Consider the following 14108-nt stretch of genomic DNA (forward strand, 5'->3'; position numbering starts at 1 on the left):
GGTACGCGCGTCAGGAGAAATCCGGTTGCCTTGGCTGCGGCAGAGCATTGCGCTGCCTGCGGCCGGAGGGCAAGAGCATAAGGGCAAGAGCATAGACGCCGCAGCATAGAGCCCGGGCGGGGTCGATGCGACCCTTGACCGTTTGCCGCCGAACGGCATAGCTGGAGAAGGGCTGATCGAACAGGGCATGCCATGACCAAGAAGCGTCCGAAAGTCATTGTCACGCGCCGCCTGCCGGAAGCGGTGGAAACCCGGATGGCGGAGCTGTTCGACGTAACGCTCAATCTGGATGACACGCCGTTCGATCGCGCCATGCTGGCCGAGGCCATGGCGACGGCGGACGTGCTGGTGCCCACCCTCACCGACGACGTGGACGCCGACCTCATCGCCAATGCCGGGCCGAACCTGAAGCTCATCGCCAACTTCGGCAATGGCGTCGATCACATCGACCTGGCGGCCGCGCGGGCCAAGGGCATCATCGTCACCAACACGCCGGGCGTGCTCACCGACGATACGGCGGACATGGCCATGGCGCTCATTCTCGCCGTGCCGCGCCGCCTGGCCGAAGGGCAGAGGCTGCTGCGCTCGGGCGACTGGAAGGGCTGGTCGCCGACCATGCTGCTGGGCCACCGCATTCACGGCAAGCGCCTCGGCATCGTCGGCATGGGGCGCATTGGCCTGGCGGTTGCCCAGCGGGCCCGTGCCTTCGGCATGGCGGTGCATTATCACAACCGCCGCCGTCTGCCCGAGGCGGCGGAGCGCACGGTGGAGGCCACCTACTGGCCGCGCCTGGAGGCCATGCTGAGCCGGGTGGACATTATTTCCATCAACTGCCCGCACACGCCCGAGACGCACCACCTGTTCAATGCGGAGCGCATCGGGCTGATGCAGCGCCACGCCTTCCTCATCAACACGGCGCGCGGCGAGATCGTGGACGAGCCCGCGCTGGTGGATGCACTCGAGCGCGGCGCCATCGCCGGGGCGGGGCTCGACGTGTTCGAGCACGAGCCCGCCATTCACCCCCGGCTGCTGGAGCTGCCCAATGTGGTGCTGCTGCCCCACATGAGCTCCGCCACCATCGAGGGCCGCCTCGCCATGGGCGAGAAGGTGATCCGCAACATCAAGGTGTGGATCGACGGGCACCGTCCCCCCGATCAGGTACTCGACGGCTGGGCCTGAGCCGGCCGTTTTTTTTTGAATAACATTCGAGTCGTTTAAGGCATTTGCTCGCATTGCGCGTGCAAGTGGCGTATCCATGCATTTCGGGTTGTGAAAGAATTTTCGCTGCCCATGCCACCTTTTGTTAATTTAGACGTTATGTCTAAGAGGTTTTGAGGAAGAAAACCGGTGTAAAACCGGTGTCCACGCTGGTTCAGACCATGTCAGGTGGGGGGAGATGCAAAACTGGAAAGAAACAGGGCCAAAAAGTGTCGCAAAATTCCGCGCTATTTCCCGGCAACTCCGCTACAAGGCGGACACTGCGCTGAGGAGTAGCTCAGAGGCGTCATTGTAATAGATGTATGGGAATGTGCGTATGGATATGGATCAGGACTTTCGTTCGGGGCTTCGTCCGGGTGAATACCGGGATGCCCTGATCGTTGCATCGGAAGACTGGCTGGTACGTGAAGCGGTCAGCCGCATCCTTGGCGCAGCGTTTCCCGGTGTTACCGTCGACAGCCTGCCCACCACGCCGCCGCCGGGTCCGAACGGCATGCCCATCATCTGTGGCATCCGTCTCCTGGCCGACGCTCCGTCCACGGCAGCTGCGGGCTTCGCCAGTGGCAACCCGTGGGCCGTTCTGCTGGCGGACATGCGGCAGGTCACCGACGCCGAGATCCCGGCAGCCGAAGCACGCATCCTGACCGAGTGGCGCAACCGGCCGGATCTCATCATTTCCGCGGTGGGCGAGCAGCTGCGCGGCCGTCAGGCCACCCGCTCGGGCTCTGCCAGCGGTCGCCGCAATCCTGCGCTGCGCCTGCTGACCCGGCGCCAGCTGGAGGTGGTCCGCCTCATCGCACAGGGCAAGCCGAACGCGGAAATCGCCACCACCCTTGGCATGTCCGAGAACACGGTTCGCATCCATGTCTCGGCCATTCTGAAGACGCTGGGCCTCGCCAACCGCACCCAGGCGGCGCTGTGGGCGACCCAGAATCTGGCCTCCGAACAGGCGGCAGGGTAATTTTCGGGTAATTCACTCGTCTTACCCTTGTGCTCGTCCTGGCGTGACAGGCGGCGTGCCTGTCACGCGGATCGGCGGCCTTGAGGGGGTAAGGCATGGTGAAACTGCGTCGGTGGCGTCATGTCATGCTGTTGGCGGCGGCAGCCGCCGTGCTGTCGGCTTGCGGCGGTGGCGGGGGCGGCAGCTCGTCCGTCACCCGGCTTCAGCCGCCACCGGTTCCCGGGCCCGCGCCGCAGCCCCGTCCCGGGCTGCCGCGCGATACCTTCGATACCGCCGAATATCGCGCCAACTGGGGGCTCGATCATATCGGGGCCATCGAGGCCTATGCCCGCGGGGCGACCGGTGAGGGCGTCACGGTTGGCCTCATTGACTCCGGCATTGATCTGAAAAGCCCGGAATATGCCGGGCGTATTCACGCCGCCAGCCGCGATGTGGCGGGCAACCGCTCGCTTCAGGATGAAAGCGGCCACGGCACCTGGGTGTCCTCCGTCATCGGCGCGGCGCGGGACGGGGTCGGCGAACACGGCCTCGCCTTCGATGCCAGGCTGCTGGTGGCGCGCGCGGACATCCCCGACAGCTGCGCGAGCGAATGCGTCTTCTCCGATTCCGCCATTGCCGCAGGGCTGGATCTGGCCCGCGAAAACAGGGCCCGCGTCGTCAACATCTCCCTTGGCGGATCGGCCGCGACCAGCCCGCTCGTCAGCGCCATCAACCGGGCCACGGCGGCGGGAACGGTGGTTGTCCTGTCAGCCGGAAACAACAGCGCGCCGGACCCGGGCCAGATGGCGCAGGTCGCCCTTGCCCCGGAAGCGCGCGGCCTTGTTCTCATCGCCGGGGCGGTCGGGCGGAACAACGTCCTCTCCGCCTTCAGCAACCGGGCGGGCGTTGCCCGCGATGTTTTTGTCGTCGCGCCGGGCGACGGAATTTTCACAACCGATCTCGACGGCGTTCATGTTCAGGTGCGCGGCACCTCGATGGCCGCGCCCCATGTCACCGGCGCCATTGCCCTGCTGGCCAGCGCCTTTCCGACCCTCACCGGGCCGCAACTGGTGGACCTGATTTTCCGCACCGCCACGGACCTGGGCGATCCGGGCGTCGATGCGCTCTATGGCCGGGGGCTCATCAACCTTGCCCGGGCGTTCGCGCCGCAGGGCCAGACCGCGCTCGCCGGCAGCGGCCAGCCGGTGGCGCTCACCGGCGCCAACATCGCGCTGGGCAGCGCCTTCGGCGACGGCGGCCAGCTGGGCGCGGCGCTGGCAGGCGCGGTGGTGCTGGACATGTATGGCCGCGCCTACGCGGTTGATCTGGGCGCGACCGTGCGTCCCTCCTCGCCGGGCCTTGGCCTGGTGCGGCGGCTGGCGATGCAGAACCATCGCGGCGCGGGCCGGCTCGGCGGCGAGGCCGCCGCCCTTTCCTTCGCCGGACCCCGCGTGCAGGAGGCGGCCGTGTGGCGCCGCCTCGGCATGACCGACCCGCAGCTGGCCTTCCAGCGCGCGCCGGGGGCGGACGGCTGGCTCAGCCTCACCCTATCGAAAGGCAGCCGCCTCGCGTTCGGCTACGGTCGCGGCGCGGAGGCGGTGCTGGCCGCCGTCAGCGGTGACCGGGGGGCGGAGGTGCCCTTCCTCTCCGTCGGCGACCGGGTGGGCGAGAGCCTTGGCGTTGCCGCCGCCCCGCCGGTGAGCACCGCGCTCGGCATGCCGCTTGGCGGGTGGCGGCTGGGCATGGCGGCCAGCCGCACCACGCTCGACCGGGACGATCGCTCCAGCCCCCTGGTGGCGGAGGGCGAGGCGGTGATCCGCACCGTGAAAAGTCAGCTCACCCGGCCGGTGGCCTGGGGCGAACTGGGCCTGACCCTCGGCTGGATGGAGGAGAGCGGCAGCGTGCTCGGCGCGCGCAGCGCGGCGGCGTTCGGGTTCAGGGCAGGCGCCCGCACCGTGAAAGCAGGCCTCAGCGCCCGCGCCCACCTCGGCCCCCGCTGGAGCCTTGCGGCTGACGCCGCCCTCGGCCGCACCCGGCTCGACGCCGCCCCCGGTGCGCTGCTCGCGCCCGAGGGGGACGTATGGACCAGCAGCTGGCAGCTCAGCCTCTCGGGCGAGGGCCTGTGGCGGCCGCAGGACAGCTTCGGCCTGCTCCTCGCCCAGCCACTCCGGGTGGAGCGGGCCGTCGCGAGCCTCACCCTGCCGACGGACTATGCCTATGACACGGGCGCGACCGGCTACCGCGCGGCCCGCCTCAACCTCGCCCCCACCGGGCGGGAGATCGATATCGAAGCCGTCTACGCCCTGCCGCTGGCGGAGAGCGCCAGCATGGCCGTGCACGGCTTCCACCGCTTCGACGCCGGGCACGGCGCGGCGGGGCGGGATGATGCGGGGATCATCCTGCGCCTGACGTTCCGGCGATAGGGGCCGGGCGGCGGGAAGCCGGAGCCGGGCCGGGCGGCGACGCCTATTTCCCCAGCCGCACCGCGACCGAGAGGGCGTGCGCCGGCAGCCCTTCCGCCTCGGCGAGGTGCACGGCGGCGGGGCCGATGGCGGCCAGCCCTTCCTCGCTGCACGACAGATAGGTGGTGCGCTTCATGAAGTCGGTGACGGACAGGCCCGAGGAGAAGCGGGCGCGCCGGCCGGTGGGCAGCACGTGGTTCGGCCCGCCGAGGTAGTCGCCGATGGCCTCCGGCGTGTTGCGGCCCATGAACACCGAGCCGGCGTGGCGGATGCGGGCGAGCAGCGCGCGCGGGTTCTCGATCTTCAGTTCCAGGTGTTCGGCGGCGAGCCGGTCGATGAGCGGTGGCGTGTCGTCCAGGCTTTCCACCAGGATGATGGCACCGAAGCGGTCCCAGCTCTTCCGCGCGATGTCGGCGGAGGCGAGCGTGGGGATGGTCTCCTCCACCGCCTGCACCACACGGTTGGCGAAGGCGGCGTCGTCGGTGATGAGGATGGACTGGGCGGTCACGTCATGCTCGGCCTGGCTCAGCAGGTCGGCGGCGGTATGCGCCGGGTTGTTGCGGCCGTCTGCCACAACCAGGATTTCCGAGGGGCCAGCGATCATGTCGATGCCGACCGTGCCGAACACCTGCCGCTTGGCCTCGGCGACGAAGGCGTTGCCGGGGCCGACGATCTTGTCCACCGGCTTGATGGTCTGGGTGCCGTAGGCCAGCGCGGCCACGGCCTGCGCGCCGCCGATGCGGTAGATTTCGTCCACGCCCGCCAGATCCGCGGCGGCCAGCACCAGCGGGTTGAGGCGGCCGTCCGGCGTCGGCGTCACCATGACGAGGCGCCCGACGCCCGCCACCTTGGCGGGCACCGCGTTCATCAGCACGGAGGAGGGGTAGCTGGCGAGGCCGCCCGGCACGTAGAGGCCGACGGCATCGATGGCGGACCAGCGGAACCCGGCGGTCACGCCGGCGGCGTCCGTCTTCTCCTTGTCTTCCGGTTTCTGGATGGCGTGGAAGGCGGCGATGCGCTCGGCGGCAAGGGCGAGGGCGTCCAGCACCTCCGGTGCGCACGCCGCCTTCGCGGCCTCGATCTCCTCGCGCGTCACGCGCATCCCGGTCTCGGTCAGATCGATGCGGTCGAACTTCCGCGTGATCTCGACGAGGGCGTCGTCGCCGCGCGCGCGCACATCGGCGATGATGTCCGCCACCACGTCGCGCACGTCGGTGGGGGCTTCGCGGCGGTCATTGACCAGCGCGGCGAAGGCAGCCTCGAACCCGGGCTCGCGTACATCCAGACGCAACACCATTTTACTTCTGCTCCTCCACCAGGGCGCGAATCTTCTCGATCCAGGGCGTCAGTTCCGGCCCGCGCGTCTTGAAGGCGGCGCGGTTGACGATGAGGCGCGAGCTGACCTCGGCGATGGTCTCCACCTCGACGAGGCCGTTCTCCACCAGCGTGCGCCCGGTCGAGACCAGATCGACGATGCGGCGGCACAGGCCCAGCGTCGGGGCCAGCTCCATCGCGCCGTTCAGCTTGATGCATTCGGCCTGCACGCCCCTCTCCGCGAAGTAGCGGCGGGTGACGTTGGGATATTTGGTCGCCACGCGGATGTGGCTCCAGGTGCGCGGGTCGTCCTGCTCACGCAGCGCCGCCAGCTCGGCGACCGAGAGGCGGCACTTGCCGATGCCCAGATCCACCGGCGCGTAGATCTCGGGATAGTCGAACTCCATCAGCACGTCGTTGCCGGCCACGCCCAGCTGGGCCGCGCCGAAGGCGACGAACGTCGCCACGTCGAACGAGCGCACGCGGATGATGGAAAGGCCCGGAATATTGGTGGCGAAATGGAGCGCCCGGCTGCTGTCGTCATGGAACGCGGCTTCCGGTTCGATTCCGGCGGCGCGCAGCAGCGGCATCACTTCCTTCAGGATGCGGCCCTTCGGCAGGGCCATGACCAGTCCTTCGGTCGTCATTGTTTCATTCCATCCAATATCCGGTCCAGTATCCGGCGGCCCGTTCATAAGACGGCGGGGCTCCCGCGTCCATGCCGGAACCGGCCAACAGGCGGCAATATTCGTACATGGCGCCGTGTCACCGGCGGACAACATCTCTCTCATACAAGGGATGTTTTGATCTGTGCATTGCTTCCTCTTGCATTTAAGCCGCTAATGCATCATCTGACCGCCATTTCGGTGCGAAATGGCCAGGAATAATCGAATGGCGAAGGAAGAACTGATCGAAATGAGGGGACAGGTCGTGGAACTGCTCCCCAACGCCATGTTCCGCGTGAGGCTGGAAAATGGCCACGAGGTGCTCGGCCATACGGCCGGCAAGATGCGGAAGAACCGCATTCGCGTGCTGGTGGGCGATGAAGTGCTCATGGAACTGACGCCCTACGACCTGACCAAGGGTCGCGTCACCTACCGATTCAAATAAGCGTGGCCTTCGTCCTCGCCTCTGCAAGCCCGCGCCGCCTCGATCTGCTGGCGCAGCTGGGGCTCCGCCCCGATCACGTTGCTCCCAGCGACATCGATGAAACGGCGCGAAAGGGCGAACTGCCGCGCCCCTACGCCGCCCGCCTTGCCCGCGAGAAAGCGGAAGCGGTGGCAAGCCTTCATCCCCAGTCCGTCATTCTGGCTGCCGACACGGTGGTCGCCGTCGGCCGCCGCATCCTGCCCAAGGCGGAGACCGAGGAACAGGCGCGCGCCTGCCTGCGGCTGCTCTCGGGCCGGCGGCATCATGTCTGCACGGCGGTCGCGGTGATCGACGCCGAAGGCCGGGTGCGCGAGCGGGTGTCGGACACGGTCGTCACCGTCAAGCGCCTGACCGAAGACGAGATCGACGCCTACATCCGCTCCGGCGAGTGGCAGGGCAAGGCGGGGGGCTATGCCATTCAGGGCCGCTTCGCCGCCCATGTGAAGTTCATCGCCGGTTCCTATTCCGGCGTTGTCGGCCTGCCGCTCTACGAGACAGGCGTGCTGCTGAAGGCCAGCGGCGTGACCGATGGCACCTGCTGACGCCCGCCCCGAATGGCTGATCGAGACGCTGCCGGGCGAGCGGCGCGCCGTTCTGGCCGAGGGTGAGACCCTTCTCGAAATCCGCCTGCTGCGCGACGAGGTGGACCCGGTGCAGACCGGTGCCGTCTTCGGCGCGCGCCTGCGCCGCAAGGCGGGGCCGAATCGGGCGGTCGTCGATCTGGGCGGCGGCGCGGAGGCCATGCTCCAGCCTGTCCCGCCGGGGCTGAGCGAAGGCCAGCTTCTGGCCGTTGAGATTACCCGCCCCGCCTTGCCCGAGCCCGGCAAGATCAAACCGGCCCATGCCCGCCCGGCGCCCGAGGTGGCCGCCAGCGCGCCCGGCCTCATCACCCCCGCGCCGGACTGGACGCCGGCGGGCGCGCCCGTGCGCCGGGTCGAGCGCCTGCCCGCCGCGCTGGGGGTGGACGAGGCGCTGGATGCGGCGGTCTCGGGCGAGGTGGCCTTTCCCGGCGGGCTGCTGACGCTGGAGCGCACCCGGGCCGGCCTCGTGATCGATGTGGACGGCACGGGCCGGGCGCTCGACATCAATCTGGCGGCGGCGCGGGCGGCGGCGCGGCTGCTGCGGCTCTACGCCATCGGCGGGCCGGTGATGATCGACTTTCTGGGCAGCGACTCCAGGGCGGACCGGGTGGCGGTGGCGGAAGCCTTCGATGCGGCGGCCAGGGGCGATTCGACGCCCTTCGAGCGCACCGCCATCAATGGCTACGGGCTGATGCAGGTGATTCGCCCGCGCCCCGGCCCTTCCCTCATCGATCTCCTGTGCGGCACGCGCCGCAACCAGTGGTCGGCCGAGGCGCTGGCGCTGCGCCTTCTGCGCGAGGCGGTGCAGGCGCGCGGGGCGGGCGTGCGGCGCATCGTGGCGGCCCCGGAGGTGGCGGCGGTGCTGGAGGGGCGGCCCGATCTGGTATCTCGTGCAGCGGGCGCGGCGGGCGCGCGAGTCGAGGTCTTGGCGGACGCCGAGGTTCCGGGCTATGGGCATGTGCATGTCCAGCCCGTCTAAGTGCCCCATCTGCGGCAAGCCCGCCGCGCCCCAGTTCCGGCCGTTCTGCTCCGCGCCCTGCCGGGACCGCGATCTTTTGAACTGGCTGGGGGAGGCCTATCGGGTTCCCGGGCAAGTAAATGACGATGAAGCTGAAAGACCACTGGACAACGCGGATTCAGATCGACTATAGACCCGCCACCGCTTGGGCGCCCAGGTAGCTCAGTTGGTAGAGCAAGGGATTGAAAATCCCTGTGTCGGCGGTTCGATTCCGTCCCTGGGCACCATCTCCTTTCCCTGACATGCCGGATCTTGCGGATTTCGCTGCCACGCGGATTTCGCTGCCCCAGCGCGTGGTTGCGAGCCTCTCAGTCTCGCGCGCGCTGCGCCGGTCCGGCTGTGCCCTCCAAAACCATCTCGCGGTCTGGATTGGATCGCCCTCGAATCAGGGCCTGCTGCCGGTGCGGGCGAATCATCGCGGCCGCGTGCGGCCATTGCGCTTCCCGCTGCAACCCGAGCCGCCCTGCCACGTTTCGTCTGAAACGGGTGCGGGCGGACCCATGGAGAACATGACACCACGGGGCGGGGCTGGCGGTTTCCTGACCAGACCCGTCTCCCTCTATCTGGACATCGTGCGCTTCGGTGCGGCGCTGGCGGTGCTGATCGGCCATGCCGCCGACGACGGGCTCTATCACGGCCCCTATTTTCTCTATGGCCTCGGGCACGAGGCGGTGATGGTGTTCTTCGTGCTCTCCGGGCTGGTCATCGCCACCACCACCCTGCGGCCGGACCGCACCCTGCGCGGCTTCGTGGTGGCGCGGCTGGCCCGGGTCTACCCGGTGGTCATTCCCGCCATCCTGTTCAGCTTCGCCCTCTACGGCCTTGCCGGGCGGCTGGGGATCAACGCGCCCGGCTGGGCGAGCGACCCCGGCTACTCCTGGCGGACGGTGCTGATCTCCCTGTTTCTCCTCAACGAGAGCTGGCATTCGACCAACATCCTGCCGTGGAACTTCCCCTACTGGTCCATCTGCTACGAGGCCTTCTACTACGCCCTGTTCGCCTGTCTGGTGTTCGGGCGCGGCGTGTGGCGCTGGGTGTCGTTTCTGGCCGCCGCGCTCCTGGCCGGGCCGCGCATTCTGGCGCTGGCGCCGATCTGGGCCATGGGCGCGTGGATCGCGCTCGACCCGCGCCTGCGCGTCACCCGCCCCTTCGTCGGCCTTGTGCTGGTGCTGGTCACCTGGCCGCTGATCCTCTCGTTCGGCGCGGCGACGTGGGACGACGCGCTGCGCCACTGGCTGCACGCCACCGTGCCCGGATGGTGGCGGCTGGTCTCCTCGGAGAAGATGCTCAGCGACCACCTGATCGGCGTGCTGGTCATGGCCAACTTCATCGGCTTTCACGCCTGTGCGCCGTGGTTCGCGAACGGGCTCGCCCGCATCGAGCGGCCGGTGCGGTTCGTGGCCGGGTCCACCTTCTCGCTCTACCTGTTCCACCGGCCCATGACCCACTTCCTGGTGGCGGCGGGCGTCAATGCGGGCGGCGACGCGCTGGCGTTCACCGGCATCCTCCTTGGCATCATCGCCGCGTGCTTCCTGCTGGCCGAGGGCACGGAGAAGCGGCGCGACGCCGCCCGGCGGGCCATCGCCGCACTGCTCAACCGGGTGCTCCCCGCGCGCCTAACCGCCGCCTGAGCGGCCCCGGGGGACCTAGTCCAGCCCCGGCTTGCTCTGGCGCAGGGATTTGACCTGGCTCTTCTTCGCCTTGGCGGCGAGGCGGCGCTGCTTCGAGCCGTAGGTGGGCCGGGTTTCGCGGCGCACGGCCGGGCGCACGGCGGCCTCCTGAATCATCTCGACGAGGCGGGCAATGGCGTCCTCCCGGTTACGCTCCTGACTGCGATAGCGCTGGGCGGTGATGATAATGACGCCGTCGCGGGTCATGCGCTTGCCGGCAATGCGGACCAGCCGCTCGAACACGTCGTCGGGCAGGCCGGGGGAGCGCCGCGCATCGAAGCGGATCTGAACCGCCGTCGAGACCTTGTTCACATTCTGCCCGCCGGGGCCGGAGGCGCGAATGAAGCTCTCCTCGATCTCCTCGTCCTCGAGGACAATGCGGCGGGTGACGGGGATCATGACAGCGGGTTCCTGTTTTAGTTTGCAGGAGGGTCTATAACCCTCCTGCACCTCCCGTTCGATTGTCAGGGCCGTGGTTCCGGAGCGCACCGGAAACGCGGCCCGAAAAACGAACGGGAGCGCGAGGGTCCGCGACCCTCGCATCAATCCCTCGCATAAATCCTTCAGATTTCAAACCCGGCCACATCCCGCACATACACCAGCGCCCGGCCTTCCGCGAGCAGGCGGCCGTCCGCACCGTGGCAGAGGGTGGCGAGGTCCACCAGATGCTTCTCGGGCCGCAGGCGGGTGACCGCCACCCGCGCCGTCAGCGGCTCGCCGAGGCGGGCGGGGGCGTGGTGGCGGGTTTCCTGCTTGAGGTAGTTGGTGCCGAGCCCTGGCAGGTCCATGCCGAGGAGGCGCGAGAACAGCGCGCCGATCAGCGGCTCCGGCACCGTGTCGGGCGCTGCCGCGTGGCCGCCGAGCGCTGCGTATTCCGCAACGTCGCGGGCGGAAAAGCAGCGGGTGAGGGCGGCGCTGCGGTCCCATGAGGCGGGCCCGGGCGCGGCGGGCGCGCTGCCGGGTGAGGGGCGCCGGGGTGCCAGCACCATCCGCCCCTCGCAGGTGAGCGTGCCATCGAGCGCGCGGGTGACGCTGAGGCCGAGGGTGTCCGCCGCCTGCTGCCAGACCTCGAAGTGCATTGCCTCCTCCGCATAGGTGGGCGCGGTGAAGCGCAGCGCCTTTTCGGCAACCGTGCAGCCGGGCGCGAGCCGGCCCGCGAGGCCGCGCAGCACCGTCTCCAGCAGCACGCCGTGCGCCACGGTGCGCCCGAAGCGGGTGCGGGCCGCGAAGGCCGCGTCCACATGGATGGGGTTGGCGTCGCCCGAAAGCGCGGCGAAGCGGTCGAAGTCGGCCTGGCGGAAGATGCGCGTCAGACCCGCACGGCTCATTGGGCCATCGCCTTCTGCCGCAGCAGGTGTTTCTGGATCTTCCCCGAGGCGGTGCGGGGGAAGTCGCTCAGCACCACGAAGGATCTGGGCACCTTGTAGGCGGCCAGCCGCTCCCGGCAGAAGGCGGCGAGTTCGGCGGCGTCCGGCCGCGCGGCCCCCGGTTGCAGCAGCAGATAGGCGCAGCCCACCTCGCCCCAGCGCTCGTCGGGCACGCCCACCACCGCCGCCTCCAGCACCGCCGGATGCTGCACCAGCACGTTCTCCACCTCCGCCGGGTAGACGTTCTCCCCGCCGGAGATGAACATGTCCTTGATGCGCCCGGCCACGTAGTAGTAGCCGTCCGCGTCCTGCCAGCCGATGTCGCCCGAGCGCAGCCAGCCGCCGGGGGCGAAGGCGCGGGCGGTCTCCTCCGGCCGGCCCCAGTAGCCGGGGGTGACGCCGGGCCCGCGAAACCAGATCTCGCCCCGCTCCCCCCGGGGCACGTCCCGCCCCTGCGCATCCACGATCCTCACCTGGCACAGCAGCTGCGGCTTGCCGACCGAGCCCACCTTGCGGGGGGCGTTCTCCGGGTCCATCAGGAAGGCGGTGGGGCCGGTCTCGGTCATTCCCATGCCGTTGCACACCCTGACGCCTCGGGCGAGGTAGCGGCGCGTCAGGGTGTCGGAGAGCGGCGCGCCGCCGCAGCCCCAGTGGCGGACGCCGGAGACGTCGATGTCCTCGAAGCGCGGATGCAGGCTGAGCTGCTGGTAGACGGACGGCACGGCAAACACGGTGTCGAGCCGGCCCGCCGCCAGAAGTTCGACCAGTTGCTCCACATCGAAGCCGGGCATGATGATCGCCTGTCCGCCGCTCATCAGCACCGGCAGGGTGTAGAGGTTGATGCCGGCGATGTGGAACAGCGGCAGGAAGTTGAGGGTGGTCTCGCCCTGCCGCAGGTCGATCGCCTGGCTGAGGTTCACGTAATTGGCGAGGGCCATGCCGTAGGTGTGCATCACCGCCTTCGGCGCGCCGGTGGTGCCGGAGGTGTAGATGAGGAACCACACCTCGTCCTGCGGCCACAGCTCGCGCGTGGCGGCGGGCTGGCAGGCCGTGAGCCGGGCCTCGTAGCCGTCAGGGCCGTCATCATCGAGCGCGAGGCACGGGACGCTGCCCGCCACGGCCCGCGCCGCCGCCGCGTCCTCCGCGCCGTAGACGATGAGGCCGGGCCGGCAGTCCGCGATCAGGGCGGAGAGTTCCGCCGGCGGCATGCGCCAGTTGAGCGGCACCAGAATCGTCCCCCGCTTGGCGCAGCCGAACAGAAGCTCGAAAAAGGCGATGCGGTTGCGGCAGAGCATGGCGACCCGGTCGCCCGGGGCAAGGCCGAGGCTGTCCAGCAGGGCCGCCACCCGGGCGGCCCGCGCGTCAAGCTGGGCGTAGGTGACGGACCGGCCGCTCGCGGTTTCTGTCAGCGCGATCCGCTCGCCGCCCAGCGCCGCGCGCTTTGCGGTGATGTCGATCAGATCGAAAGCCACGTGCGACCCCCGAGCCTCCCTGCCTGGCGCTTTCCCGCGCGAACCCGGCCATGCCGGTGTCCCTCCCGGCCGTGCCGGCGCCTTGAAGGCGTTGATACCGCATTTTGACCCGCAATGCTTGTGCAAGCATGCCGGAAAGACGGGGCGGGGGTGAAGGCTATTTTCCGTCCGGCCGGGGCCCGAGGCCGTAGTTGATGAGGTCGGCGACGGCGGCGGCCACTTCGGCCGGGCTCTTGTCCTCCGCCCACACGCCGTAGCGGAGCCCCAGGAACACGTTCATGCCGATGAGCGCCCACGCCCGCTCCTCGGCAAAGCCGGGGCGGATCTCGCCACGGCTCTCGGCGGCCTGAAGGTTGCGGCGGTACGCTTCCTCGAACACCTGGTAGTATTCGCGGTAGGCGTCCTCGGCGACGAACTGCGCCTCCATGACGATGCGGTACAGGTCCTTGTGTGCACGCACGAACTCGATGAACGCCTCGATGCCCTTGCGCTCCGCCGTCAGACGGTCCGGCGCGTCGCTGATGCGCTCGTTGATGAACTGGCGGGTCAGCTGGCCCATGTGGCTCACCAGCGCCCGAAACACCTCCTCCTTGCTGTCGAAGTAGGTGTAGAAGCTGCCCAGCGCCGCGCCCGCGCGCTGGGTGATGCCGTTGATGCTGGCATCATGAAAGCCCCGCTCGCCGAACTCGGCGGCGGCGGCGTCCAGAAGGCGGCGCAGCGTGCGCCGGCCCCTCTCGGTTCTGGGTGCCTTGTCCTGCATGCCTGCACTGTGACGCGCCTTGGCCTTTGCTGCAAGCCCATAACTTGAATGTTGACTCATGTTTCAAATAACCGGATGATTGAACCGAGAATGGTTGCCAGACTGGCCGCGCGAAAGAGCGAACCGCGCAAGGCAGCGCCCGTAAACTGGGAAAAAC

14 protein-coding genes and 1 tRNA gene are annotated in these 14108 nt (G+C 69.1%); 9 read left to right on the forward strand and 6 right to left on the reverse strand.

Annotated features, from left to right (window positions below):
* The first annotated feature begins 192 nt into the window (after positions 1–192).
* The 3 genes from ACSJJU_RS05465 (at position 193) to ACSJJU_RS05475 (ending at position 4581) form a co-directional block, all read left to right on the forward strand.
* On the forward strand, positions 193–1179 hold the full coding sequence (locus tag ACSJJU_RS05465) for a 2-hydroxyacid dehydrogenase (protein ID WP_435914211.1): 987 nt from the start codon (positions 193–195) through the stop codon (positions 1177–1179).
* Between the two features lie 355 nt (positions 1180–1534).
* On the forward strand, positions 1535–2179 hold the full coding sequence (locus ACSJJU_RS05470) for a response regulator transcription factor (RefSeq protein ID WP_435914212.1): 645 nt from the start codon (positions 1535–1537) through the stop codon (positions 2177–2179).
* Positions 2180–2274: 95 nt separating this feature from the next.
* Positions 2275–4581 (forward strand): S8 family serine peptidase, encoded by a 2307-nt coding sequence (locus ACSJJU_RS05475; protein ID WP_435914213.1) that lies wholly within the window; start codon positions 2275–2277, stop codon positions 4579–4581.
* 43 nt (positions 4582–4624) lie between these two features.
* On the opposite strand, the gene hisD is transcribed toward ACSJJU_RS05475, so the two are convergent.
* Positions 4625–5917: a histidinol dehydrogenase gene (gene hisD / locus ACSJJU_RS05480; protein ID WP_435914214.1), complete on the reverse strand. Its 1293-nt coding sequence runs from the start codon at positions 5915–5917 to the stop codon at positions 4625–4627.
* Between the two features lies 1 nt (position 5918).
* Positions 5919–6581 (reverse strand): ATP phosphoribosyltransferase, encoded by a 663-nt coding sequence (gene hisG, locus ACSJJU_RS05485; protein WP_435914216.1) that lies wholly within the window; start codon positions 6579–6581, stop codon positions 5919–5921.
* 244 nt (positions 6582–6825) lie between these two features.
* Between hisG and infA the strand changes: the two genes are divergently transcribed.
* From infA to ACSJJU_RS05515, 6 genes are all read left to right on the forward strand, one after another.
* Complete coding sequence (gene infA, locus ACSJJU_RS05490; protein ID WP_435914217.1) at positions 6826–7044, forward strand: translation initiation factor IF-1; 219 nt, start codon at positions 6826–6828, stop codon at positions 7042–7044.
* Between the two features lie 2 nt (positions 7045–7046).
* Positions 7047–7625 (forward strand): Maf family protein, encoded by a 579-nt coding sequence (locus ACSJJU_RS05495; protein WP_435914218.1) that lies wholly within the window; start codon positions 7047–7049, stop codon positions 7623–7625.
* On the forward strand, positions 7612–8643 hold the full coding sequence (locus ACSJJU_RS05500) for a ribonuclease E/G (protein WP_435914219.1): 1032 nt from the start codon (positions 7612–7614) through the stop codon (positions 8641–8643). The genes ACSJJU_RS05495 and ACSJJU_RS05500 overlap by 14 nt, the downstream gene beginning before the upstream one ends.
* Positions 8627–8815 carry a DNA gyrase inhibitor YacG gene (locus ACSJJU_RS05505; RefSeq protein ID WP_435914220.1) on the forward strand — a complete coding sequence of 63 codons (189 nt, stop codon included), beginning with the start codon at positions 8627–8629 and terminating at the stop codon, positions 8813–8815. Before ACSJJU_RS05500 ends, ACSJJU_RS05505 begins: the two co-directional genes overlap by 17 nt.
* 18 nt (positions 8816–8833) lie before the next feature.
* Positions 8834–8909 (forward strand) — tRNA-Phe (locus tag ACSJJU_RS05510).
* Positions 8910–9191: 282 nt separating this feature from the next.
* Entirely contained in the window at positions 9192–10313 is a 1122-nt protein-coding gene (locus ACSJJU_RS05515; protein WP_435914221.1) for an acyltransferase family protein, read from the forward strand.
* A gap of 15 nt (positions 10314–10328) precedes the next feature.
* On the opposite strand, the gene arfB is transcribed toward ACSJJU_RS05515, so the two are convergent.
* The 4 genes from arfB to ACSJJU_RS05535 form a co-directional block, all read right to left on the reverse strand.
* Positions 10329–10751 carry an alternative ribosome rescue aminoacyl-tRNA hydrolase ArfB gene (arfB, locus tag ACSJJU_RS05520; RefSeq protein WP_435914222.1) on the reverse strand — a complete coding sequence of 141 codons (423 nt, stop codon included), beginning with the start codon at positions 10749–10751 and terminating at the stop codon, positions 10329–10331.
* Between the two features lie 164 nt (positions 10752–10915).
* A complete protein-coding gene (locus ACSJJU_RS05525; RefSeq protein ID WP_435914223.1) occupies positions 10916–11680 on the reverse strand; it encodes a MaoC/PaaZ C-terminal domain-containing protein in 765 nt (254 codons plus the stop codon).
* Positions 11677–13191 (reverse strand): acyl-CoA synthetase, encoded by a 1515-nt coding sequence (locus tag ACSJJU_RS05530; RefSeq protein WP_435914224.1) that lies wholly within the window; start codon positions 13189–13191, stop codon positions 11677–11679. The genes ACSJJU_RS05525 and ACSJJU_RS05530 overlap by 4 nt, the downstream gene beginning before the upstream one ends.
* Before the next feature lie 157 nt (positions 13192–13348).
* Positions 13349–13951, reverse strand: coding sequence for a TetR/AcrR family transcriptional regulator (locus ACSJJU_RS05535; RefSeq protein ID WP_435914225.1), 603 nt, complete (start codon positions 13949–13951; stop codon positions 13349–13351).
* Positions 13952–14108 lie beyond the last annotated feature (157 nt).

The organism is Pedomonas sp. V897 (assembly GCF_051304405.1).
Classification (GTDB): domain Bacteria; phylum Pseudomonadota; class Alphaproteobacteria; order Sphingomonadales; family Sphingomonadaceae; genus Pedomonas.